The sequence below is a fragment of the Amycolatopsis sp. NPDC051373 genome (assembly GCF_040689465.1).
Classification (GTDB): domain Bacteria; phylum Actinomycetota; class Actinomycetes; order Mycobacteriales; family Pseudonocardiaceae; genus Amycolatopsis.
The window spans coordinates 45,870-66,875 of record NZ_JBFBAE010000023.1 but is presented as its reverse complement, the minus strand read 5'-3'; the positions used below and the strand labels follow the sequence as shown (position 1 = coordinate 66,875).

The window sequence follows — 21,006 nt, the reverse complement described above, 5'->3', positions numbered from 1 at the left end:
CTACTTGCCGAATCCGGCCCGCCGCAGCGCGTCGGCCATCGAGCCGTTTGCGCCGGAGTTGCCCCCGCGGTCACGACCGCCGCCGCCACCGCCGCGGTTGCCCTGCTGGCCACGACGCTGACCGCCGCCACCGCCCTGGCCGCCACCGCCGCCGCCCTGACCGCGGTCGCGACCGCCGCCACCACCACGACGGTCCTGCGACGAAGCACCCGGCTCGTCGTCCAGGCGCAGCGTCAGCGAGATCCGCTTGCGCGGCACGTCGACGTCGAGCACCTTCACCTTCACGATGTCGCCGGGCTTCACGACGTCACGCGGGTCCTTCACGAAGTTCTTCGACAGCGCCGACACGTGGGCGAGGCCGTCCTGGTGCACGCCGACGTCGATGAACGCGCCGAACGCCGCCACGTTCGTGACCACACCCTCCAGCCGCATCCCGGGCTTGAGGTCACCGATCTTGTCCACGCCCTCGGCGAAGGTCGCCGTCTTGAACGCCGGACGCGGGTCGCGGCCGGGCTTCTCCAGCTCGGTCAGGATGTCCGTGACGGTCGGGAGCCCGAAGGTCTCGTCCACGAACTCCGTCGGCTTGAGCGCCTGCAGCGTGCGTGCGTTGCCGATCAGCTCGCGGATGCCCGAGCCGGTGCGGTCGAGGATCCGCCGCACCACCGGGTACGCCTCGGGGTGCACCGAAGACGCGTCGAGCGGGTCGTCGCCGTCCGGGATGCGCAGGAAGCCGGCGCACTGCTCGAACGCCTTGGGCCCGAGCCGCGCGACCTCCTTCAGGGCCGTGCGCGACTTGAACGGGCCGTTCGTGTCGCGGTGGGACACGATGTTCTCGGCCAGCCCCGTGGTGATGCCCGAAACGCGCGTGAGCAGGGGAGCGGACGCGGTGTTCACGTCCACGCCGACCGCGTTCACGCAGTCCTCCACCACCGCGTCGAGCGAGCGCGACAGCGACACCTCGGACAGGTCGTGCTGGTACTGCCCGACGCCGATCGACTTCGGGTCGATCTTCACCAGCTCGGCCAGCGGGTCCTGCAGCCGGCGCGCGATCGAGACGGCGCCGCGCAGCGATACGTCCATGCCCGGCAGCTCCTGCGACGCGAACGCCGACGCCGAGTACACCGACGCGCCCGCCTCGCTGACCACGGCCTTCGTGAGGCTCAGTTCGGGGTGCTTCTTGATGAGCTCCTGCGCGAGCTTGTCCGTCTCACGCGACGCGGTGCCGTTGCCGATCGAGATCAGGTCCACGTGGTGCTTCGCCGACAGCACGGCGAGCTCGGCGATCGACTGGTCCCACTTGTTCGCCGGCTGGTGCGGGTAGATCACGTGCGTGTCCACGACCTTGCCGGTCGCGTCGACCACGGCCACCTTCACGCCGGTGCGGAAGCCCGGGTCGAGGCCCATCGTCGCGCGCGTGCCGGCCGGCGCGGCCAGCAGCAGGTCCCGCAGGTTGGCCGCGAACACCCGCACGGCGTCGTCCTCGGCCGACTGGCGCAGCCGCATCCGCAGGTCGATGCCCAGGTGCAGGAGGATCTTGGTGCGCCAGGCCCAGCGCACGGTGTCGCCGAGCCACTTGTCGGCGGGCCGGCCCTGCTGGGTGACGCCGAACTTGTGCGCGATCCGCATCTCGTACTCGGTCGGACCGACGCGCGGCTCGGCGTCCTCGGCCCGGGGTTCCTCGGCCTCCATCGACAGGTCGAGGATTTCTTCCTTCTCGCCGCGCAGCATCGCGAGGATGCGGTGCGAGGGGAGCTTCGTGTACGGCTCCGAGAAGGTGAAGTAGTCGGCGAACTTGGCGCCTTCCTCTTCCTTGCCCGCGCGGACCTTCGACGCGATGTGCCCCTCGGTCCACATCTTCTCGCGCAGCTCGCCGATCAGGTCGGCGTCTTCCGCGAAGCGCTCCACGAGGATCGAGCGGGCGCCGTCGAGCGCGGCCTGCGCGTCGGCGACGCCCTTTTCGGCGTCGACGAACACCGCGGCCGCGGCCTGCGGGTCGGTGTTCGGGTCGTTCATGAGGCCGTCGGCCAGCGGCTCGAGGCCGGCCTCACGGGCGATCTGCGCCTTCGTCCGCCGCTTCGGTTTGTACGGCAGGTAGATGTCTTCCAGGCGCGACTTCGTGTCCGCGGCCATGATCTGGGCCTCGAGCGCCTCGTCGAGCTTGCCCTGCGTGCGGATCGACTCCAGCACGGCGACGCGCCGCTCGTCGAGTTCCCGCAGGTAGCGCAGCCGTTCCTCGAGCGTGCGCAGCTGCGCGTCGTCGAGCATCCCGGTGACTTCCTTGCGGTACCGGGCGATGAACGGCACGGTCGACCCCCCGTCGAGGAGGTCGACCGCGGCCTTGACCTGACCTTCGCGCACCCCCAGCTCTTCGGCGATCCGCTCCTCGACCGACTGCACGCTCACAACCAGGCTCCTGCTCCGTCTCGGTGTCCCGTGCCGAGCATTCTGCCGTCCGGTTCGGTGCGACTTTCGTATGGCCCCGTCGAAGCGACGCCCGAACGGTTCCTTGACACCGGGATTGGTCTAGTCCACTTTGTGGTGACCTGCCTCACTCTTTCGTGGAGGTCAAGCTGTGTCCCCATTCCCACGTTCTTCCCGCAGACCCAAACTGGCGATCGGCGCCCTGATCGCCACCGTGGCCGCGTGCCTCGGTGTCACCTTCGTCATCGGCGGCAGCGCCTCAGCGGCCAACATCCTCGCCAACCCCGGCTTCGAAAGCGGCAGCCTTTCCGGCTGGACCTGCAGTGGTTCCGCCTCCGTGGTGTCCAGCGGCGCCCACGGCGGAACCAAGGCGCTGAGCGCCGCGCCGTCCTCGTCCGACACCGCCCAGTGCTCGCAGCAGGTGACGGTGAAGGCGAACACCGCCTACAAGCTGTCGGCCTGGGTGCAGGGCAGCTACGTCTACCTGGGCGTCTCCGGCACCGGCGGCGCCGACACCAGCACCTGGACGCCGGGAACGAGTGGCTGGAGCCAGCTCTCGGTCGCCTTCACCACCGGCGCGTCCACGAGCATCACCGTCTACCTGCACGGCTGGTACGGCCAGCCGGCCTATCTGGCCGACGACGTCAACCTCGACGGCCCGGGCACCCCGCCGCCCACGACCCCGACCACGCCCACCACGCCGACGACACCGACCACTCCGTCGACGACGCCCACCACCTCCCAGCCGCCGACCACCGGTGACCTGGCCAAACACGTGCTCACGGGCTACTGGCAGAACTTCTACAACGGCGCCAAGGCCCTCAAGCTGGCCGACGTGCCCACGCGCTACAACATCATCGCCGTGGCCTTCGCCGACGCCACGGGCTCGCCGGGCGCCGTGAACTTCACGCTCGACCCCGGCCTGTCGTCGCAGCTCGGCGGCTACACCGACGCGCAGTTCCGCGCCGACATCAAGACCGTGCAGGCTCGCGGCCAGAAGGTGATCATCTCCGTCGGCGGCCAGAACGGCACGATCAACGTCAGCGACTCGTCGTCGGCGAACAACTTCGCCAACTCCGTGAAGTCGCTGATCTCGAGCTACGGCTTCGACGGCGTGGACATCGACCTGGAGAACGGCATCAACGCCACCTACATGGGTCAGGCCCTGCGCAGCATCCACAACGGCGGCGGCTCGGTCATCACCATGGCGCCGCAGACGATCGACATGCAGTCCACCCAGGGCGGCTACTTCCAGCTCGCGCTGGGGATCAAGGACATCCTCACGGTCGTCAACATGCAGTACTACAACTCGGGCACCATGCTCGGCTGCAACGGCCAGGTCTACGCGCAGGCCACCGTCGACTTCCTGACGGCGCTGGCGTGCATCCAGCTGCAAGGCGGTCTGCGGGCCGACCAGGTGGCCCTCGGTCTGCCGGCTTCCGGCTCGGCGGGCGGCGGCTACCAGGCTCCGTCGAACGTCGTCTCGGCGCTCAACTGCCTCGCCCGCGGCACCAGCTGCGCCGGCTTCAAACCCTCGGCCACGTACCCGGCGATCCGCGGTGCCATGACCTGGTCGATCAACTGGGACGCGTCCGCCGGGTACGCGTTCGCGAACACCGTTGGCGGCGCGCTCGCGAATCTGCCTTAGGGGCGCTCCGGACAGACCTTGGAAGGACTCCCGCGACGGCAGGGAGGGCGTCGTCGCGGGAGCTCCTTTCAAGACACCCCCAGTGCACGTGCTCAGAGGGGGGTGAGCGCGTGCGACGTCGCAAGCGTGCCTGGTGGTGGTTGGTGTATGTGTTGAGGAACTGTTGAATCTGCTGGTGAGAGTCGGTTCCGTCGGCTCGGCGCGCGGAGCGCACCATTGCCGAGGGGGTGGGGGAGAGCACCCCGATCTTTGATTGTGACGACGGTCTGGATCACCTTGTCAAGGCGGGAAAGCGTGCCTTGGCAAGGTGATCCAGACCGCGTTGAAGCTGGGGATCGAGGTGCAGGGGCGGGTCTGGGTGCGTGGCGAAGTGGCGTTGTCGGCCGGAGGCTAGGTGCGGATGTCGATGGTCGGTAGGTGGGGTGTGCCGGAGGTCAGGTGTGGATGTCGATGATCGGCAGGTGCAGTGCGCCGGGGGCGGACGGCGGGACGGCGGGCTTCAGCGGGGCCACCGGGGTGATCCGGCGGTAGGTCTCGCCCAGCGCCGGGCGTGGATCAGCCTCGCCCTTGTTCGGCCACAACGCCATCGCGCGTTCGGCCTGGGCGGTGATCGTCAGCGACGGGTTCACGCCCAGGTTGGCGGAGATCGTCGAGCCGTCCACGATGTGGAGGCCCGGGTGGCCGTACACGCGCTGGTAGGGGTCGACGACGCCGGTGTCGGGGGAGTCGCCGATGGTGCAGCCGCCGATGAAGTGGCCGGTGATCGGGGTGTTGGCGAGGTCGGTCCACGCGCCCTGCGGGATGCCGCCGATCTTCGCGGCGACGCGGCGGGTCACGTCGTGGCCGGCGGGGATCCAGTCAGGGGTTGGTTCGCCGGTGCCTTGACGAGTGGTCATGCGGCGGCCGAGCAGGCCCCGTTTCGTGTACGTGGTCACGGAGTTGTCGAGCGTCTGCATCACGAGCAGGCCGATCATGCGTTCCGACCAGTGTCGCGGGTTGTGCAGGCGCGGCAGCTGGCGCCAGCGCCTCGCCAGTTCGCGAAGCCCCAGCGCCCATCGGCGTTTGCCGGGTTCGGCGTCCACGAGGACGGTGGCCATGAGGCCCATGACGTTGCTGCCCTTGCCGTAGCGCACGGGCTCGACGTGGGTGACGGCGTCCGGGTGGATCGACGACGTGATGGCCACGCCGCGCGTGTAGTCGGTGTCCTTGCGCAGCGAGCGGGCGGCGAGCACGGCCTCGGAGTTGGTGCGCGCCAACAGGCCGAGGCGCGGGGACAAGCCCGGGAGCGTGCCGTCGTCGCGGAGCTGGTGCAGGAGCCGTTGCGTGCCCAGTGCCGCGGCCGAGAAGACGACCTCGCGCGCGGTGAAGGTGCGCCGGCCGCGCCGGACCCAGCGGCCGGTGCGTTCGGTGTCCACCGCGTAGCCCCCGTCGACCGGGCGCACGGAGACCACCGTCGTCAACGGGTGGACCTCCGTGCCGGCTTGTTCTGCGAGGTAGAGGTAGTTCTTCACCGTGGTGTTCTTCGCGCCGACGCGGCAACCGGTCATGCACTCGCCGCAGTGGGTGCAGGCGCGCCGTGCGGGGCCGGCGCCGCCGAAGAACGGGTCGGGCGACTCCTCACCGGGGCGCGAGCCGAAGTACACGCCGACGGGCGTGCTGCGGTAGGTGTGGCCGATCCCCATGTCGTCGGCGACCTCGCGCAGCACCTCGTCGGCCGGCGTCGTGAGCGGGTTCTCGACGACGCCCAGCATGCGTTTGGCCTGGTCGTAGTAGGGCGCCAGCTCGTCCTTCCAGTCCGTGATGTGCGCCCACTGCTTGTCCCGGTAGAACGCGTCCGGCGGCTCGTACAGCGTGTTCGCGTAGACGAGCGAACCACCTCCGACTCCGGTGCCGCTCATCACGAAGGTGTTCTTCAGCAGGGTCAGCCGCTGGATGCCGTACAGGCCGAGTTTCGGGGCCCACAAGTACTTCCGCAGCCGCCACGACGTCTTGGCGAACTCGTCGTCGGCGAAGCGGCGCCCGGCTTCGAGCACGCCGACGCGGTACCCCTTCTCCGTGAGCCGCAACGCCGTGACGCTGCCGCCGAAGCCCGAGCCGATCACGAGCACGTCGTAGTCGGTGTTCAAGACCGTGCTGTTCAAGACGAGGCCACCACCCTGAAGTCGGCCGGGTCGAGCACCCGGGTCCTGCGGTCGTACTCGGTCACCAGGCCGGGCCAGTTGGTGCTCACGCGCCCGTCGGCCTGGCGGTACCAGCTCGTGCACGCGCTCCACACGCTGTGGCCCAGCCGCTGCTGCACCTCGCGGTCGTAGCGTTCCTCCACCTCGGGCCGCACGTCCACATAGGACACCCCCGGCCGCGCGAGCTGTTCCACGGCCTGGCGGATGTAACGCGACTGCCGCTCGATCATGTAGATGATGGAGCCGGCGCCGAGGTTGGTGTTGGGGCCGTAAACGCAGAACAGGTTCGGGAACCCGGGCACCGTCATCCCCAGGTACGCGCGGGCGCCGCCGCGCCACGCGTCGTCGAGACTGCGCCCGTCGAGTCCGAGTACCTTCATCGAGCCGAGGAAGTCGGTGGCGTTGAAGCCGGTGCCGTACACGATCACGTCGGCTTCGTGCTCCACGCCGTCTTCGGTGCGCACTCCACGCGGTGTGATCTCGCGGATCCGGCCGGTCTCGACCTCGACGTTCGGCTGCGCGAGCGCGGGCAGGTAGTCGTTGGTGAACAGGATCCTCTTGCAGCCCAACGGGTACTTCGGCGTCAGCTTCCGCCGCAGCGCGCGATCCTTGATGTGCTTGTGCCGCAGCTGCGCCGTCCGGAGCTCGAAGGCTTTCGCCAGCACGGGGTGGCGCGTCATCGCGTACGTCGCGTACTCGGCGAGCAGGAAGATCCGCAGGCGGCCGAGCAGCTGCGTCGCCGGGAGGCGTTCGAACAGGCGCTTCTGCCAGCGTGCGTACCGCGTGTCGTTCTTGGCCATGATGTAGGGCGCCGTGCGCTGGAAGATCGTGAGCTTGGCGGCGCGTTTCTGCAGCTCGGGCACGAACTGGATCGCGCTCGCCCCGGTGCCGATCACGGCGACGCGCTTGCCCTCGAGGTCCGCCGCGTGGTTCCACTGCGCGGAGTGGAACGCCACGCCCTCGAAGCTGTCGCGCCCCGCGATGTCGGGCAGCACCGGCCTCGACAGCTGCCCGACCGCCGGCACGAACACGTCGGCCTCGAACGTCTCGCCACCGGCCGTCTCGACGCGCCAGCGGCCCTCGTCGAACGTCGCGGCCGTCACCTCCTGGCCGTAGCGGATGTGGGGGCCGAGGTCGTAGTCCGCCACCACGCGCTTGAGGTAGGCGTGGATGTCCGGCTGCATCGAGAACCGCTTGGGCCAGTGAGGATTGGGCGCGTAGGAGAACGAGTACAGCGGCGACGGGATGTCGCACGCCGCGCCGGGGTAGGTGTTCTCGCGCCACACCCCGCCGGGCTCGTTCGCGCGCTCGAGGATCGTGAAGTCGTGGAAGCCGGCGCGCTTCAGTTCGATCGCCGTGCCGACCCCGCCGAACCCGGCGCCCACGATCAGCACCGACGGCGTCCTTGCCGTGTCACCCATCCTGAGCAAGTTACCGATGCGTCCCCCGAGGTGGAAGGACACGAACGGTCAGAGAATCGAGAATTCCGGCCAGTGCCGGATTACTCGGGAAACACCTGGATGTCGTGGCGCAGCCCGGGTTCGGCCCAGGTCAGCAGGCGCTTGCCGAAGCTTTCCAACGCGGCCGTGTCGCGCTTCGGCAGCCATTCGTACGGCGTGAGCACGAGCGTGGCCGCGTCGCGGGTGGTCTTGAGGTCCCAGGCGCCCTTCACGAAGCCGCCGACGAGCAGCGTGCCCTTGACCAGACCGTTCTAGCTGATCACGCGCTTGCGGTGCTCGTCGCGGATCACGCGCGTGCGGTCGGCGTAGGAGAGCAGCGGCTGGTCGAACGGCGCCAGCAACCGCGGCGGCGCGGGGACGTCCTCGCCGGGCAGTGTCGCGCCGGGCAGGTCGTAGAGCGTGCGGCCGGCGGTATCGACGTACGTGCGCAAGTCCATCCCGTCGATCACTTCACCGAGCTTCGTGAGACCCGACCACGCCTGCGCGTCGGCCACCGTCGCCGGGCCGAACGCCGCGAGGTAGCGCCGCACGAGCTGTTCGGCCGAGGGCACGGCTTCGGTGCCGGCCAGCCAGCGGTCCGCGAGCTGGTACGTCGGCCGGCCGGCCTGACCCCACACGCCGCGCGGCGGGATCTGCACCAGCGGCAGAAGACAGCGCGCCAGGTGCATCAACGCGTCGCTCTCGCGCTCGGGCCACTTCTCGGCGAGCGCGGCGCCCAACTGCGCGCTCGTGTGCGGGCGGCCCGCGAGCAGTTCGCGCGTCACGGCCGCCACCTCGCCGTGGTCGAGGCCGGCCACGCGGGCCGCGTGCAGCGTGTTCGTGCGGAGGTCGCGGTCCATGATCGGCTGCACGAGGGGGCGCCACGCCAGCGCGTCGGCCGCCGTCACGAGGTGCACGGTGCCGCGCATCAGCACGATCCGCGCCACGCTGCGGTCCAGGAGCAGCTTCGCCAGGTCGTGTGGCTTGAAGCCGTGCAGCCGCGCCCACAGCGCGTAGTACGGCGGGAACGGCGCCTGCGCCTGCAATCCGGCGAGGTGCTCGACGGCCGCCAGCGCCGGCATCGATGCCCGGCGCAGCAGCAGCTGCCGATCCATCGTCGCGCGGTTGAGGGCTCGCAGACTCAGCTTCATGCGCCCGAGCGTAATGGGCATTGCGGACAGAATACGTCCTCGACGAGCACAGCCGAACTGACCTGATCCATAATTCCGGCCATGGCAGAGCTGGCAGCCCCCGCGGTCCGCGACTGGGACTTCCCCCGCGGCACCGCCAGCGTCCTGCTCATGCTCGGGTTCGCCGAGGACCACGGTGTGCCCGCCGAAAAGCTGCTGCCCGGTACTCCGCGTGAGGCGCTGTCCGGCCCGGACCGGCAGGTCGACGCGCGGCAGGAGCTGGCCGTGGTGCGCGCCGTCGCCACGCACACCGGCGGTGGCGACGACGTCGCCCTCGAACTCGGGCGCCGCTATCGCGTGACGACGTTCGGCATCTTCGGCTTCGCGTGCATCAGCAGCCCGACGATGCGCGACGCGATGCTGTTCGCGTTGCGCTACCTCGACCTGAGCTTCACCTTCTGCATCCCCCACGTGGAGCTCGACGCGAACGGAATCAGCCTGGTGCTGGACGATTCGCGCGTACCCGCCGACGTCTCGCGGTTCCTCGTGCTCAGGGACCTCGCCGCGATTCACACCGTGATGAGCGACCTGCTGCCGGGGATTTCCCCACGGGGCCTCGAGTTCCGGCATCCGGCACCGCCGTCGACGAAGTCCTATGTGGACACCTTCGGCGTCGAACCGGAATTCGGCGCCGAACGTCACCGCGCCGGCTTCGATCCCGCGTTCCTCACCATGCCGTTGCCGCAGGCCAACGAACAGACCGTGGCCCTGTGCGCCGCCCAGTGCGATGCCCTCGTGGCCCGTCGCCGCGAACGGTCCGGCATCTCCCAGCTCGTGCGCGAACGCCTGGTGCGCCTGGGCGGCGTCGACGCCGGCATGGACGAGATCGCGCGCCAGCTCACCGTCAGCCCGCGCACCCTGCGTCGCCGGCTCACCGACGCCGGCACCGGCTACCGCCAGCTCGTGGACGAGGTCCGCCAGACGCTCGCCGAGGAAATGCTGGACACCGGCGCGTTGTCCGTCGAGGATGTCGCGCTGCGCCTGGGTTACGCCGAGGCGTCGAGCTTCATCTACGCGTTCAAACGGTGGACGGGGACGACTCCGGCGGCCTACGCGCGCCGTTCCGCTCCGCGAGCACTGCCGGGTAGGTGACCTCGATCAGGCCCATGATCGATTCCACGAGGAAGGTCCGCAGCTCGGCGCGGTTCAGCGTGCCGCGGATCAGCCATTCGCGAGACGCCGCGCGCAACATCCCGCCGTACGACCGGATCATCGCGCGCAGCTCTTCCCGGCCCTCGGTGACGTCGGTCATCAGGGCCCCGGCCAGCACGCGGTCGGCCGCGACATCGTCGGCCTCCAGCATGATCCGCTCGATCTCCGGGTCACGGCCGGCGGACTCCGGGCCGATCGCGGTGAGCCACGCGTCGCGGTTGCGGTCGACCACGTCGATCCAGCGCTCGATGCCGACCTCCAGCCGGCGCCGCACGGGGCCTTCGGGCAGCGACTCGACCACGGGCGCGGGCACGATCATCATCTGCCGCACGACCTCGAGGTAGAGCTCGCGCTTGCCGCCGAAGTAGTGGTTGATCAGGGGCCTCGCCACCCCCGCGGCCGCCGCGATGTCCGAAGTGGACACTGACGCGTAGCTGCCGGCCCCGAACAGGCGCCGCGCCACCGCGAGGATCTCGGCCCTGCGCTCGGCCGGTTCCAGCCGGCGCCGCGTGGGCCGGGTTCCGGTGCTCATCGTGCCAGCCTTCTCGTCCTCCGTCCCGCTGTCAACAAGTTGTTGACTGCACGTAAAGACCGTGTCCCGCTGTTGTGTGTGACGGTATTTGTACGGTCGACCCGGGCCGTTACTGAACCGGAACAACCGGCCGGTAACTTCGCCGACCGCTGGGACGACGGATCGAACGGGGGCTGGGCGCGGTGGGGTAGGAGCAGATGAGCGATGCGGAGGGTGGCACGACTCGGCCTGCGGGGCGCTGGGTCAGCGTGCGCTTGCAGCACCGCCAGGTGCGCGTGGACGAACCGTGCTGCACGGGCGAGTGCCGCGGCGAGTGCGCGGCGGACCTGTCCTACGACGGCATCGTCATCAGCAACTACGACGAGGGCGCGCTCGTCAGCGAGCGCTGGATCCCGCTGGGTGCCGAACCGAGCGAAGAGGACGACGAGGTCCTGATCGAGCAGCTGCGCGCCGCCATGCTCTGGCAGGCGCGCCGGCCGCCGAAGACCACGACGGGGGAGTGAATCGCCGCCGGGCGGGACTTTCCGGCGGCAAGTGTCACTTCGGCAGGCTCTGCGGCTCAGGCGCGCAGGCCGTCGAACGCCATCTTGCACACCGCGTCCGCCAGCTCCTCACCCGACGAGCCGCGCCGCGGCCGGTACCACTCGATCAGCGAGTTCACCGTGCCGAACAGCAGCCGCGCGGCGACGGCGGGGTCGATGTCCGGCCGCACGTCACCCTCGGCCTCGGCCTGCTTGACCAGATCCGTCACCAGACGGTCGAACTCGCGCCGGCGGGCCAGCGCCGAACGCTCCACCTTTGTGTTGCCGCGCACGCGAAGCAGCAGCGTGACGAACGGCAGCCGGTCGGCGAGCACCAGCACACTGCCGCGCACGAGGTGCTCCAGCCGGTCGATCGCACGCCCGTCGAGCTGCTCGGTGGACGCCGCGACCTCGAACAGCCCGTCGAGCGCCCGGTCCACCGACAGCCGCAGCAGCTCTTCCTTGCTGCGCACGTGGTGGTAGATCGCCGACTTCGTGATGCCCAGCTTGCGCGACAGGTCTTCCATACTGGTGCCGTCGTAGCCGCGCTCGTTGAACAGCTTCACCGCGACCTGCAGCAACGACTCCAGGTCGTACCCGGGTCGCCCCCGCCGGGCCGGAGGGGGCGTCACGTCTTGTCTCGTTCGTCGATCACGCGGCGCATTTTGCCAACTGAACGCTCCAGGGTGTCCGGCTCCACGATGTCGACACCCACCGTCACACCGACGCCGTCCTTCACACCCGCGATCAACGCCGCCGCCGCAGCCGCTCGCGCGTCAGCCGACGCGTCGTGACGCGCCTCCACCCGCACGGTCAGGTGGTCCAGCCGCCCCCGCGTCGAACGCACCAGCTGGAAGTGGGGGCTCAACGCGTCGGTCCGCAGCACGATCTCCTCGATCTGCGTGGGGAAGACGTTGACGCCACGCAGAATGATGAGGTCGTCGCTGCGCCCGGTCACCTTCTCCATGCGCCGGAACGCGGGCCGCGCCGTGCCCGGCATCAGCCGCGTGAGGTCGCGCGTGCGGTAGCGGATGATCGGCAGCGCCTGCTTCGTCAGCGACGTGAACAGCAGTTCGCCCTGCGCGCCGAACGGCAGAACCTCTTCGCTGAACGGGTCGATCACCTCGGGGAAGAAGTGGTCCTCCCAGATGTGCAGGCCGTCCTTGGTCTCCACGCACTCCTGCGCGACACCCGGCCCCATCACCTCGGACAGGCCGTAGATGTCCACGGCGTCGAGCGCGAAGCGTTCCTCGATCTCCGCGCGCATCTGCTCGGTCCACGGCTCGGCGCCGAAGATGCCGACCTTCAGCGAGCTCGCCCGCGGGTCCACGCCCTGGCGCTCGAACTCGTCGAGCAGCGTGAGCATGTACGACGGCGTGACCATGATGATCTCGGGCTTGAAGTCGGTGATCAGCTGCACCTGGCGCGCAGTCATGCCACCCGACGCCGGGATCACGGTGCAGCCGAGCTTTTCCGCGCCGTAGTGCGCGCCAAGCCCGCCGGTGAACAGGCCGTAGCCGTAGGCCACGTGCACCTTGTGCCCGGGGCGCCCGCCGGCCGCGCGGATCGAGCGCGCCATCACGGTCGCCCACGTGTCGATGTCGCCCTCGGTGTAGCCCACGACGGTCGGCTTGCCCGTGGTGCCGCTGGACGCGTGGATGCGCCGGATGTCCTTCTGCGGCACGGCGAACATGCCGAACGGGTAGTTGTCGCGCAGGTCCGCCTTGGTGGTGAAGGGGAACTTCGCGAGATCGGCCAGTTCCTTGCAGTCGTCCGGGTGCACGCCTGTCTCGTCGAACTTCTTGGTGTAGAAGGGCACGTTGGCGTAGGCGTGCCGCAGTGTCCATTGCAGTCGTTCGAGCTGGAGGGCGGCGAGCTCGTCGGCAGACAGCTTCTCGGCTGTGTCTTTCATCGGGTTTCCCGGCTCTTCTCGATGACGCGGCTGCGGCCGCGGAACTCGGCGACGACCTCGGGCCCTTCGGGGGTGTCCCGGTGCACGGTGACGTCGTAGATGCCGTTGCGGCCGTAGCGGGTGCGCTCGGTGGCCGTAGCGGTGAGGTAATCGCCGAGGCGGCCGGCCGCGACGAAGGAGATCTCGGCGCCGGCGGCGACGGTGACCGGTCCGTGGGTGTTGCACGCGAGGGCGAACGCGGTGTCGGCGAGCAGGAACAGGTAGCCGCCGTGGGCGATGTCGTGGCCGTTGACCATCTGCTCGGTCACCTTCATCGTGGCGACCGCGCGTCCCTCGGCAGCCTCCACGAGTTCGATGCCCAAGCCCTTCGACGCCTCGTCGGTGTCGAACATGGCGTGGGCCGCGTTGCGCGCCGTCACGTCGGGCGACCTCCCCGTGAGTAACTGACCGAATGGCCGGTAATCCAGGCCCGCGGCTAGTAAAGATGTGCCGCAGGTTCCCTGTCAAGCACCAGGACTTCCGATCAGCCGGTGAAGCGGCTACGATGGAATTACTGAACGTCCGGTTGGTAAATCGGTACGACACGGCGAGAGGGTCGGGCCCCATGGTTTTGCTCCGCAGCTACGTCTCCGGCGGCTGGCACACGGCGACGGACGAGGGGGCGCCGCTGCACGACGCGGCGACCGGTGAGGAGGTCGCCCGCGTCTCGTCGACCGGTGTCGACTTCGCCGGCGCGCTCGACTACGGCCGCCGCGTGGGCGGTCCCGCCCTGCGTGAGCTCACGTTCCACCAGCGCGCGGCCCTGCTCAAGGCCCTCGCGTCCCACCTGCGCGAGCACCGCGAGGAGCTCTACGCGGTGTCGGCGCGCACCGGCGCCACGCTGGGCGACTCGAAGTTCGACGTCGACGGCGGCATCGGCGTGCTGTTCAGCTATGCCTCGAAGGGCAAGCGCGAGCTGCCCAACGACACCGTCTACCTCGACGGCGCGGTGGAGCCTCTGAGCAAGGGCGGCACCTTCTTCGCGCAGCACGTCGCCGTGCCGCTGCACGGTGTCGCGATCCAGATCAACGCGTTCAACTTCCCGGTGTGGGGGCCGCTGGAGAAGTTCGCGCCGGCGTTCCTCGCCGGTGTACCGAGCCTGGTCAAGCCCGCGAGCCAGACGGCCTACCTCACCGCGAAGCTCGTCGAGCTGATCATCGAGTCCGGCATCCTGCCTGAGGGGGCGCTGCAGTTCATCGCCGGCAGCGTCGGCGACCTGCTCGACCACGTGACCGCGCAGGACCTGGTGTCGTTCACCGGTTCCGCGTCCACCGCGCAGAAGCTGCGCGCGCACCCGGCGGTCGTGCGCAACTCCGTGCGCTTCAACGCGGAGGCCGATTCGCTGAACTGCTCGATCCTCGCGCCCGACGCGCGGCCGAGCACACCGGAGTTCGACCTGTTCGTCAAGCAGCTGGTCACGGAGATGACCGTGAAGGCCGGCCAGAAGTGCACGGCGATCCGCCGCGCGTTCGTGCCCGAGGAGATGCTCGACGACGTCGCCGAGGCCGCGAGTGCGCGCCTGGCGAAGGTCGTGGTCGGTAACCCGACCGCCGAGGGCGTGCGGATGGGTGCGCTGGCCAGCCTGGAGCAGCGCGAAGAGGTCCGCCGTTCGCTCAAGGCCCTGCTCGACGCCGGCAGCGTCGTCTACGGCGACCTGGAGCACGTCGACGTGGTCGGCGCCGACGAGTCGACGGGCGCGTTCATGTCGCCGGTGCTGCTGAAGGCCGACCCGCAGCGTTCGGAGCCGCACGAGGTCGAGGCGTTCGGGCCGGTGTCCACGCTGATGCCCTACACGTCGATCGAGCAGGTCATCGAGTTCGCCGCGCGCGGCGGTGGCAGCCTCGCCGGGTCGATCGTGACCGGCGACCCGGAGTTCGCGCGGACGATCGTGCTCGGCGTCGCGCCGTACCACGGCAGGCTGCTGGTGCTCGACGCCGACGACGCGAAAGAATCGACGGGCCACGGCTCGCCGATGCCGCAGCTCGTGCACGGCGGGCCCGGTCGCGCCGGTGGTGGCGAGGAGATGGGCGGCATCCGCGGCGTGCTGCACCACATGCAGCGCACGGCCGTGCAGGCCAGTCCTAAGGTGCTCAGCACCGTCACCGGCCGGTGGGTCGAGGGCGCGCCGCGCGTCGAGGGCGACCACCCGTTCCGCAAGTCGCTGGCCGAGCTGCGCGTGGGCGACTCCGTGGTGGCCGGCCCGCGCACGGTGACCCGTGCCGACATCGATCACTTCGCCGAGTTCACCGGCGACACCTTCTACGCCCACACCGACGAGGCCGCCGCGGCCGCGAACCCGCTGTTCGGCGGGATCGTCGCCCACGGCTACCTGGTCGTGTCGTTCGCCGCCGGCCTGTTCGTCTCGCCGGAGCCGGGCCCGGTGCTCGCCAACTACGGCATGGAGAACCTGCGCTTCCTCACGCCGGTCAAGGAAGGCGACGCACTCACCGTGACGCTCACCGCCAAGCAGATCACCCCGCGCATCGACCAGGAGTACGGCGAGGTCCGCTGGGACGCCGACGTCGTGAACCAGACCGGCGATTCCGTGGCGAAATACGACGTGCTGACGCTCGTTTCGAAGGAGCAGCCGTGACCGCTGTAGCTGAGGAAGACCTGCTCGGCCACTTCGAGCACACCATCGAACGCGACCAGCGCATCGAGCCGCGCGACTGGGTGCCCGAGGGCTACCGCAAGACGATGATCCGCCAGATCGCGCAGCACGCGCACTCGGAGATCATCGGCATGCAGCCCGAGGGCAACTGGATCACGCGCGCGCCTTCGTTGCGCCGCAAGGCGATCCTGCTCGCGAAGGTGCAGGACGAGGCCGGCCACGGGCTCTACCTGTACTCCGCCGCGGCCACGTTGGGCGCCGACCGCGCGGACCTCACCGACAAGCTGATCACCGGCCGGCAGAAGTACTCGTCGATCTTCAACTACCCGACGCTGACCTTCGCCGACGTCGGTGTGATCGGCTGGCTGGTCGACGGCGCGGCGATCTGCAACCAGGTGCCGCTGTGCCGGTCGTCGTATGGGCCGTACGCGCGGGCGATGATCCGGATCTGCAAGGAAGAGTCGTTCCACCAGCGGCAGGGTTACGAGCTGCTGATGACGATGATGCGCGGCACGCAGCAGCAGCGGGACATGGTGCAGGAGGCCGTGAACCGCTGGTGGTGGCCGTCGCTGATGATGTTCGGCCCGCCCGACGCGGAGTCGCCGAACACCGCACAGTCCATGGCGTGGAAGGTCAAGCGGCACACCAACGACGAGCTGCGGCAGCGCTTTGTCGACATGTCTGTGCCGCAGGCGGAGGCGCTGGGCGTCACCTTCCCGGACCCGGACCTGAAGTGGAACGCCGACCGGGAGCACTACGACTTCGGTGCCGTCGACTGGGACGAGTTCAAGAACGTGTTGCAGGGCAACGGTCCGTGCAACAAGGAGCGCGTTTCTCATCGGAAGCAGGCGCACGACGACGGTGCGTGGGTTCGTGAGGCTGCCGTTGCGCACGCCGCGAAGAAGGAGGGGGCGTTGTGAAGCACGATTGGCCGTTGTACGAGGTGTTCGTGCGGGGCAAGCGCGGGCTGAACCACGTGCACGTGGGCTCGCTGCACGCGGCGGACGACCAGATGGCGCTGCACAACGCCCGTGACCTGTACACGCGGCGCAACGAGGGCGTCTCGATCTGGGTCGTGAAGGCGTCGGACATCACCGCGTCGTCGCCGGACGAGAAGGACCCGTTCTTCGCGCCCAGCGGCGACAAGGTCTACCGGCACCCGACGTTCTACGACATTCCCGACAACGTTCCGCACATGTGAGGCCTTGATGTCCTTCGACAACGTCTATGAGGCCATCACCGAGGACAACGACGCCCGGTGGGCCTTCGGCACGGGCTTCGCCGACCCGCTGTCCGGTGTGGACACTTCGGTGCCTTCGGGCGTGGACGCCGCCGGCTTGGCAGCGTATTGCCTGATGCTGGGCGACGACGCGCTGGTGTTCTCGCACCGCCTGCAGGAGTGGGTCACGAACGCGCCGGAGCTCGAGGACGAGGTGGCGATCGCCAACATCGGCCTCGACCTGCTCGGCCAGGCCCGGCTGCTGCTGGCGCGCGCCGGCAAGGCCGACGGGACCGACCGCTCGGAGGACACGCTCGCGTTCCTGCGGGCCGAGCACGAGTTCCGCAACGTCCGGCTCGCCGAGCTCGGCGGAGGCCACTTCGGGCACCTGATGGCGCGGCTGCTCGTGTTCTCCACGTGGCGGCTGGCGTTGCTGCAGCAGCTCGAATCCAGTGTGGACCCGGTGCTCGCGGCGATCGCGGCCAAGGGCGTGAAGGAGCTGGCCTACCACCGCGATTACGCGGCGCAGTGGGTCGTCCGCCTCGGCGACGGCACTCCGCTGTCGCACGAGCGGATGCAGGAGGGGCTCGACGCGGTGTGGCCGTACGTCGACGAGCTTTTCCTGACGCACCCGCTGGAGCTGGTCGACGCCCCGACGCTGCGGCCGGAGTTCGACGTCGTGCTCGACCAGGTGCTGGCCGCGGCGACGCTGGAGCAGCCGACCGCGGGGGCCGTGGCCGGCGTGTCCGGGCGGACCGGGCGCGACGGCGTCCACACGGAGCAGATGGGGTTCCTGCTGGCGCACCTGCAGAGCGTGGCGCGGGCGATGCCGGACGCGACATGGTGACCGCGGTGTCGTCGCGCGCGGAATCCGTGGCGGCGACCGTCACCGACCCCGAGCTGCCGATGCTCACGCTCGCCGACCTGGGCGTGCTGCGGTCGGTGTCCGTGCAGGACGGTCGCGTGACGGTGGCCATCACCCCCACCTACACCGGCTGCCCCGCCATGGACACCATGCGCGATGACCTGGAGCACGCGTTGCTCGGCGCCGGCTACTCGGACGTCGAGATCCGCACCGTGCTCGAACCGGCCTGGACCTCGGACTGGATCTCGGCCGACGGGCGGCGCAAGCTCGCCGAGGCCGGCATCGCGCCGCCGGGTGTGGCGCCGCGGCGCGCGAGTGGACCGGTACCGCTCACGTTGTCACCGCCCGTGTCGCGCATCGCGTGCCCGCACTGCGGTTCGCTCGACACCGAGCAGCAGTCGCGGTTCAGCGCCACCGCGTGCCGGGCGCTGCGCCGGTGCCGTGCGTGCCTGGAACCGTTCGAACACGTCAAGGAGATCTGAGTTGACCAGCACGATTTCCCGGCGCACCGGCTTCCACTCGCTGCGGGTGGCCGACGTCGAGCGGCTGTGCGACGACGCGGTCGCCGTGACCTTCGACGTGCCGGAAGAGCTCGCGGAGACGTTCGCCTTCGCGCCCGGCCAGTCGCTGACCTTGCGCCGCACCGTCGACGGCCGCGACGAGCGCCGGTCGTACTCGATCTGCGCTCCGGCGGGCCAGCGGCCGCGCGTGGGCGTGCGCCTGGTGCCTGAGGGCGTGTTCTCGTCGTGGCTCGTGCAGGACGTGCGCCCGGGTGACGTCGTCGAGGTCTCCGCACCGACCGGGACCTTCACGCCGGATCTGACCACAGGCGGTCACCACGTGCTGATCGCCGCCGGTTCGGGGATCACTCCGGTGCTGTCGATTGTCGCGTCGCTGCTCGCGACGCCCGACGCCACCGTCACCGTGCTGTACGGCAACCGCCGCACGGACACAGTCATGTTCGCCGACGAGCTGGCCGACCTGAAGGACCGCTACCCGGCGCGGCTCGAGCTCATCCACGTGCTCTCACGCGAACCCCGCGAGGCCGAGCTGTTCACCGGCCGCCTCGACGCCGACAAGCTGCGCGCGCTGTTCGGCTCGCTCGTGCCGGTGGAGTCGGTGGCCCACTTCTGGCTGTGCGGACCGTTCGGGATGGTCACGGGGGCGCAGGAGGTGCTGACGGCCCTGGGCGTGGCGGAGTCGAGTGTCCACCAGGAACTGTTCTACGTGGACGACGTGCCGCCGGAGCCGGTCAAGCACGTCGACCCGGCGGTGGCCGGCGCCGCGTCGGAGGTCACGCTCATCCTCGACGGTCGCTCGACCACGATGAGCCTGCCGCAGGAATCGTCCATTTTGGACGGTGCGCAGAAGTTCCGGCCGGACCTGCCGTTCGCGTGCAAGGGCGGGGTGTGCGGCACCTGCCGGGCCCGCGTGACGGATGGTGCGGTGGACATGCGGCGCAACTTCGCGCTGGAGAAGGCCGAGGTGGATGCGGGGTTCGTGCTGACGTGCCAGTCGCACCCGGCGAGCGAGCGCGTGACGGTGGACTACGACGCCTGATCAGCGCCTGCGGCGCCGGCGCCGTGAACCGAGCGTCAGGTCTTCGGGGCCGTCCGGTTCGGTCGCGGGGCGGGTCGTCTCGGGCAGGCCCATGGCTTCGGCCGCGCGTTCCTGCGCCTGGGCGAACTTCCCCGACGGCCGGTCCTGGGCGCGCCGAAGCACCGAGGTCCGCAGCCGGTTGTACCCGCGCACGGCGACGGGCCGGCGTGACCGCAGCTCGTACTCCGGCAGCGGTTCGAGCGCGGCCGCCAGCTCGCGGTCGGCCAGCACCGTGCCGGGGCGGGCGACGGACGTCAGCCGCGCGGCGAGGTTCACGACGGAGCCGTAGACGTCGCCGAAGCGGGACAACACCCGCCCCGAAGCCAGCCCCGCGCGCACGGCGGGCAGGTCGTCGGAAGCGGACGTGCGTTCGGTGAGGGTGAGCGCGATCTCGGCACCTGACTCGGGGGAGTCGGTGACGAAGAAAACCTCGTCGCCGATCATCTTCACGATCCGCCCGCGGTGGTCGGCGACCACGCCCGCGGCCAGCGACTCGAACGCGTCGAGCACGCGGCTGAGCTCGTCCTCGTCGACCTCGCGGGTCATTTTGGTGTAGCCCACCATGTCGACGAAGCCGACGACCTGCGGCCGGGCCTCCAGGTCCTCGTCGGTGGCGAACGCGCGCCCGGCGAACGCCACGAGGTGGCGGCGCCACACGAAGTTCTGCACCTGCTCCAGCTCGGGCAGCAGCCGCGCGACGAGCTTGGTGACCTGGCTGTCGTCGAGGCCCGGGTTCTCGGCGATGAGCGACCACAGCATGTGCACCTGCCACTCGGCCAGGCGCGACAGGTGCTGCCCGAGCGCCCGCGTCACGGCGACCTCGAGGTTGCGCGCGACGAGCCCGGACGCGATGAGCTGGTCGGCGGTGCGCATGGCAGCGACGTCGGCGTCGGTGAACACCACCTCGTCGTCCTCGGCAGCCGCAAACCCGAGGGCGCGCCACAGCCGGCGCGAGCGTTCCTCGGGCACACCGGCCTTTTCCGCGACCTCCAGGCGCGTGTACTTGCGCGGCCCGCCGAGGAGAAGCTTCTCGAGCTGGTGCTGCACCTCAGGGGATTCGGCCACGGCTCAGGTCGTGTGCACGATCAGCACGTCGACACCCGACTTGCGCGCCACCTCCGCCGGCACCGAGCCGAGGATCCGCCCGGCGAGCGTGTTGAGGCCGCGGTTGCCCACCACGAGCAGGTCGGCCGACGTCTCGTGCACGACCTTGCGCAGCGCGTGCACCGGCTCACCGTTCACGGCGATGGTCTGGATGTCCTTCGCCCCGGCCTTCGCGGCCCGGTCGCGCGCGCTCTGCAACGTGTCCTCCGCCGGCGCCGACCCGACGACCTGGTAGGCCTCGTCGCCGAGCTCGTCCTGCGCCTGCTCCACGTCGTGCTTGCTGGCGGGGTAGTACGCACACACCAGGACCAGCTTCGCCTCGGCATCCGCGGCCACCCCCGCCGCCCGATCCACCGCGGCGAACGACGAGTCCGACCCGTCCGTCCCCACCACCACGGTCCGATAGACAGCCATCCGAAACCTCCCGGCAAGCCCGACTCGGAGCCTCACTGCCCCGCTTTTCCGGGGGAAGGTTACTCGCCAGTTGGCTCGCCCGCTGTTCGCCTCGGCTCCGCCGGGGCGATCCGCGGGGAGGCGGGGGGTGTGTTGGGCCGGAGCGCCGCGCGGGGGGCGG

The 21,006-nt window shown here is 70.0% G+C and carries 18 protein-coding genes and 1 pseudogene; 9 read left to right on the top strand and 10 right to left on the bottom strand.

The features are described 5' to 3' along the window. Positions 1-2,403 carry a Tex family protein gene (locus AB0383_RS35240; protein WP_364189938.1) on the bottom strand — a complete coding sequence of 801 codons (2,403 nt, stop codon included), beginning with the start codon at positions 2,401-2,403 and terminating at the stop codon, positions 1-3. A 169-nt stretch (positions 2,404-2,572) separates the two neighbouring features. Here AB0383_RS35240 and AB0383_RS35235 point away from each other — a divergent pair, with 169 nt between their 5' ends. Continuing rightward, a complete protein-coding gene (locus AB0383_RS35235) occupies positions 2,573-4,069 on the top strand; it encodes a glycosyl hydrolase family 18 protein (RefSeq protein ID WP_364189941.1) in 1,497 nt (498 codons plus the stop codon). Positions 4,070-4,503: 434 nt separating this feature from the next. On the opposite strand, the gene AB0383_RS35230 is transcribed toward AB0383_RS35235, so the two are convergent. The 3 genes and pseudogenes from AB0383_RS35230 to AB0383_RS35220 all read right to left on the bottom strand — a co-directional run bounded on the left by AB0383_RS35230 (position 4,504) and on the right by AB0383_RS35220 (position 8,839). Next, entirely contained in the window at positions 4,504-6,210 is a 1,707-nt protein-coding gene (locus AB0383_RS35230) for a GMC family oxidoreductase (RefSeq protein ID WP_364189943.1), read from the bottom strand. Next, entirely contained in the window at positions 6,207-7,670 is a 1,464-nt protein-coding gene (locus AB0383_RS35225) for an NAD(P)/FAD-dependent oxidoreductase (protein WP_364189946.1), read from the bottom strand. The genes AB0383_RS35230 and AB0383_RS35225 overlap by 4 nt, the downstream gene beginning before the upstream one ends. Before the next feature lie 80 nt (positions 7,671-7,750). After that, a pseudogene (locus AB0383_RS35220) lies at positions 7,751-8,839 on the bottom strand (winged helix DNA-binding domain-containing protein). A gap of 81 nt (positions 8,840-8,920) precedes the next feature. Between AB0383_RS35220 and AB0383_RS35215 the strand changes: the two are divergent. Continuing rightward, on the top strand, positions 8,921-9,970 hold the full coding sequence (locus AB0383_RS35215; protein ID WP_364189950.1) for an AraC family transcriptional regulator: 1,050 nt from the start codon (positions 8,921-8,923) through the stop codon (positions 9,968-9,970). Here the strand turns inward: AB0383_RS35215 and AB0383_RS35210 are convergent. Beyond that, a complete protein-coding gene (locus AB0383_RS35210) occupies positions 9,897-10,562 on the bottom strand; it encodes a helix-turn-helix domain-containing protein (RefSeq protein WP_364189953.1) in 666 nt (221 codons plus the stop codon). The two genes, AB0383_RS35215 and AB0383_RS35210, sit on opposite strands and share 74 nt — an antisense overlap. Positions 10,563-10,759: 197 nt before the next feature. Here AB0383_RS35210 and AB0383_RS35205 point away from each other — a divergent pair, with 197 nt between their 5' ends. Next, positions 10,760-11,065: a hypothetical protein gene (locus AB0383_RS35205; RefSeq protein WP_364189956.1), complete on the top strand. Its 306-nt coding sequence runs from the start codon at positions 10,760-10,762 to the stop codon at positions 11,063-11,065. 56 nt (positions 11,066-11,121) lie between these two features. Here the strand turns inward: AB0383_RS35205 and AB0383_RS35200 are convergent, their stop codons facing one another. Genes AB0383_RS35200 through paaI form a run of 3 tightly spaced genes read right to left on the bottom strand, consistent with a single transcriptional unit; the run spans position 11,122 to position 13,387 of the window. Then, entirely contained in the window at positions 11,122-11,715 is a 594-nt protein-coding gene (locus tag AB0383_RS35200) for a TetR/AcrR family transcriptional regulator (protein WP_364189958.1), read from the bottom strand. Next, on the bottom strand, positions 11,712-12,995 hold the full coding sequence (gene paaK, locus AB0383_RS35195; protein ID WP_364189961.1) for a phenylacetate--CoA ligase PaaK: 1,284 nt from the start codon (positions 12,993-12,995) through the stop codon (positions 11,712-11,714). The genes AB0383_RS35200 and paaK overlap by 4 nt, the downstream gene beginning before the upstream one ends. Beyond that, entirely contained in the window at positions 12,992-13,387 is a 396-nt protein-coding gene (gene paaI, locus AB0383_RS35190) for a hydroxyphenylacetyl-CoA thioesterase PaaI (protein ID WP_364189977.1), read from the bottom strand. Before paaI ends, paaK begins: the two co-directional genes overlap by 4 nt. 212 nt (positions 13,388-13,599) lie before the next feature. Here paaI and paaZ point away from each other — a divergent pair, with 212 nt between their 5' ends. The 6 genes from paaZ to paaE are packed head-to-tail and all read left to right on the top strand — an operon-like array spanning position 13,600 to position 19,289. Next, positions 13,600-15,627 carry a phenylacetic acid degradation bifunctional protein PaaZ gene (paaZ, locus tag AB0383_RS35185; protein ID WP_366189591.1) on the top strand — a complete coding sequence of 676 codons (2,028 nt, stop codon included), beginning with the start codon at positions 13,600-13,602 and terminating at the stop codon, positions 15,625-15,627. Further along, positions 15,624-16,565, top strand: coding sequence for a 1,2-phenylacetyl-CoA epoxidase subunit PaaA (gene paaA, locus AB0383_RS35180; protein ID WP_366189590.1), 942 nt, complete (start codon positions 15,624-15,626; stop codon positions 16,563-16,565). The genes paaZ and paaA overlap by 4 nt, the downstream gene beginning before the upstream one ends. Next, positions 16,562-16,846 carry a 1,2-phenylacetyl-CoA epoxidase subunit PaaB gene (paaB, locus tag AB0383_RS35175; RefSeq protein ID WP_220246877.1) on the top strand — a complete coding sequence of 95 codons (285 nt, stop codon included), beginning with the start codon at positions 16,562-16,564 and terminating at the stop codon, positions 16,844-16,846. The genes paaA and paaB overlap by 4 nt, the downstream gene beginning before the upstream one ends. A gap of 7 nt (positions 16,847-16,853) precedes the next feature. After that, positions 16,854-17,711, top strand: coding sequence for a 1,2-phenylacetyl-CoA epoxidase subunit PaaC (paaC, locus tag AB0383_RS35170; RefSeq protein WP_364189968.1), 858 nt, complete (start codon positions 16,854-16,856; stop codon positions 17,709-17,711). Continuing rightward, positions 17,705-18,211 (top strand): 1,2-phenylacetyl-CoA epoxidase subunit PaaD, encoded by a 507-nt coding sequence (gene paaD / locus AB0383_RS35165; protein ID WP_364189970.1) that lies wholly within the window; start codon positions 17,705-17,707, stop codon positions 18,209-18,211. Before paaC ends, paaD begins: the two co-directional genes overlap by 7 nt. A 1-nt stretch (position 18,212) precedes the next feature. Continuing rightward, entirely contained in the window at positions 18,213-19,289 is a 1,077-nt protein-coding gene (paaE, locus tag AB0383_RS35160) for a 1,2-phenylacetyl-CoA epoxidase subunit PaaE (protein ID WP_364189972.1), read from the top strand. On the opposite strand, the gene AB0383_RS35155 is transcribed toward paaE, so the two are convergent. Both AB0383_RS35155 and AB0383_RS35150 read right to left on the bottom strand, forming a co-directional pair. Next, positions 19,290-20,393, bottom strand: a complete 1,104-nt coding sequence (locus AB0383_RS35155) for an adenylate/guanylate cyclase domain-containing protein (protein ID WP_364189974.1) — start codon at positions 20,391-20,393, stop codon at positions 19,290-19,292. 3 nt (positions 20,394-20,396) lie between these two features. Next, positions 20,397-20,846, bottom strand: a complete 450-nt coding sequence (locus tag AB0383_RS35150; RefSeq protein WP_220246882.1) for a universal stress protein — start codon at positions 20,844-20,846, stop codon at positions 20,397-20,399. Between the last annotated feature and the right edge of the window lie 160 nt (positions 20,847-21,006).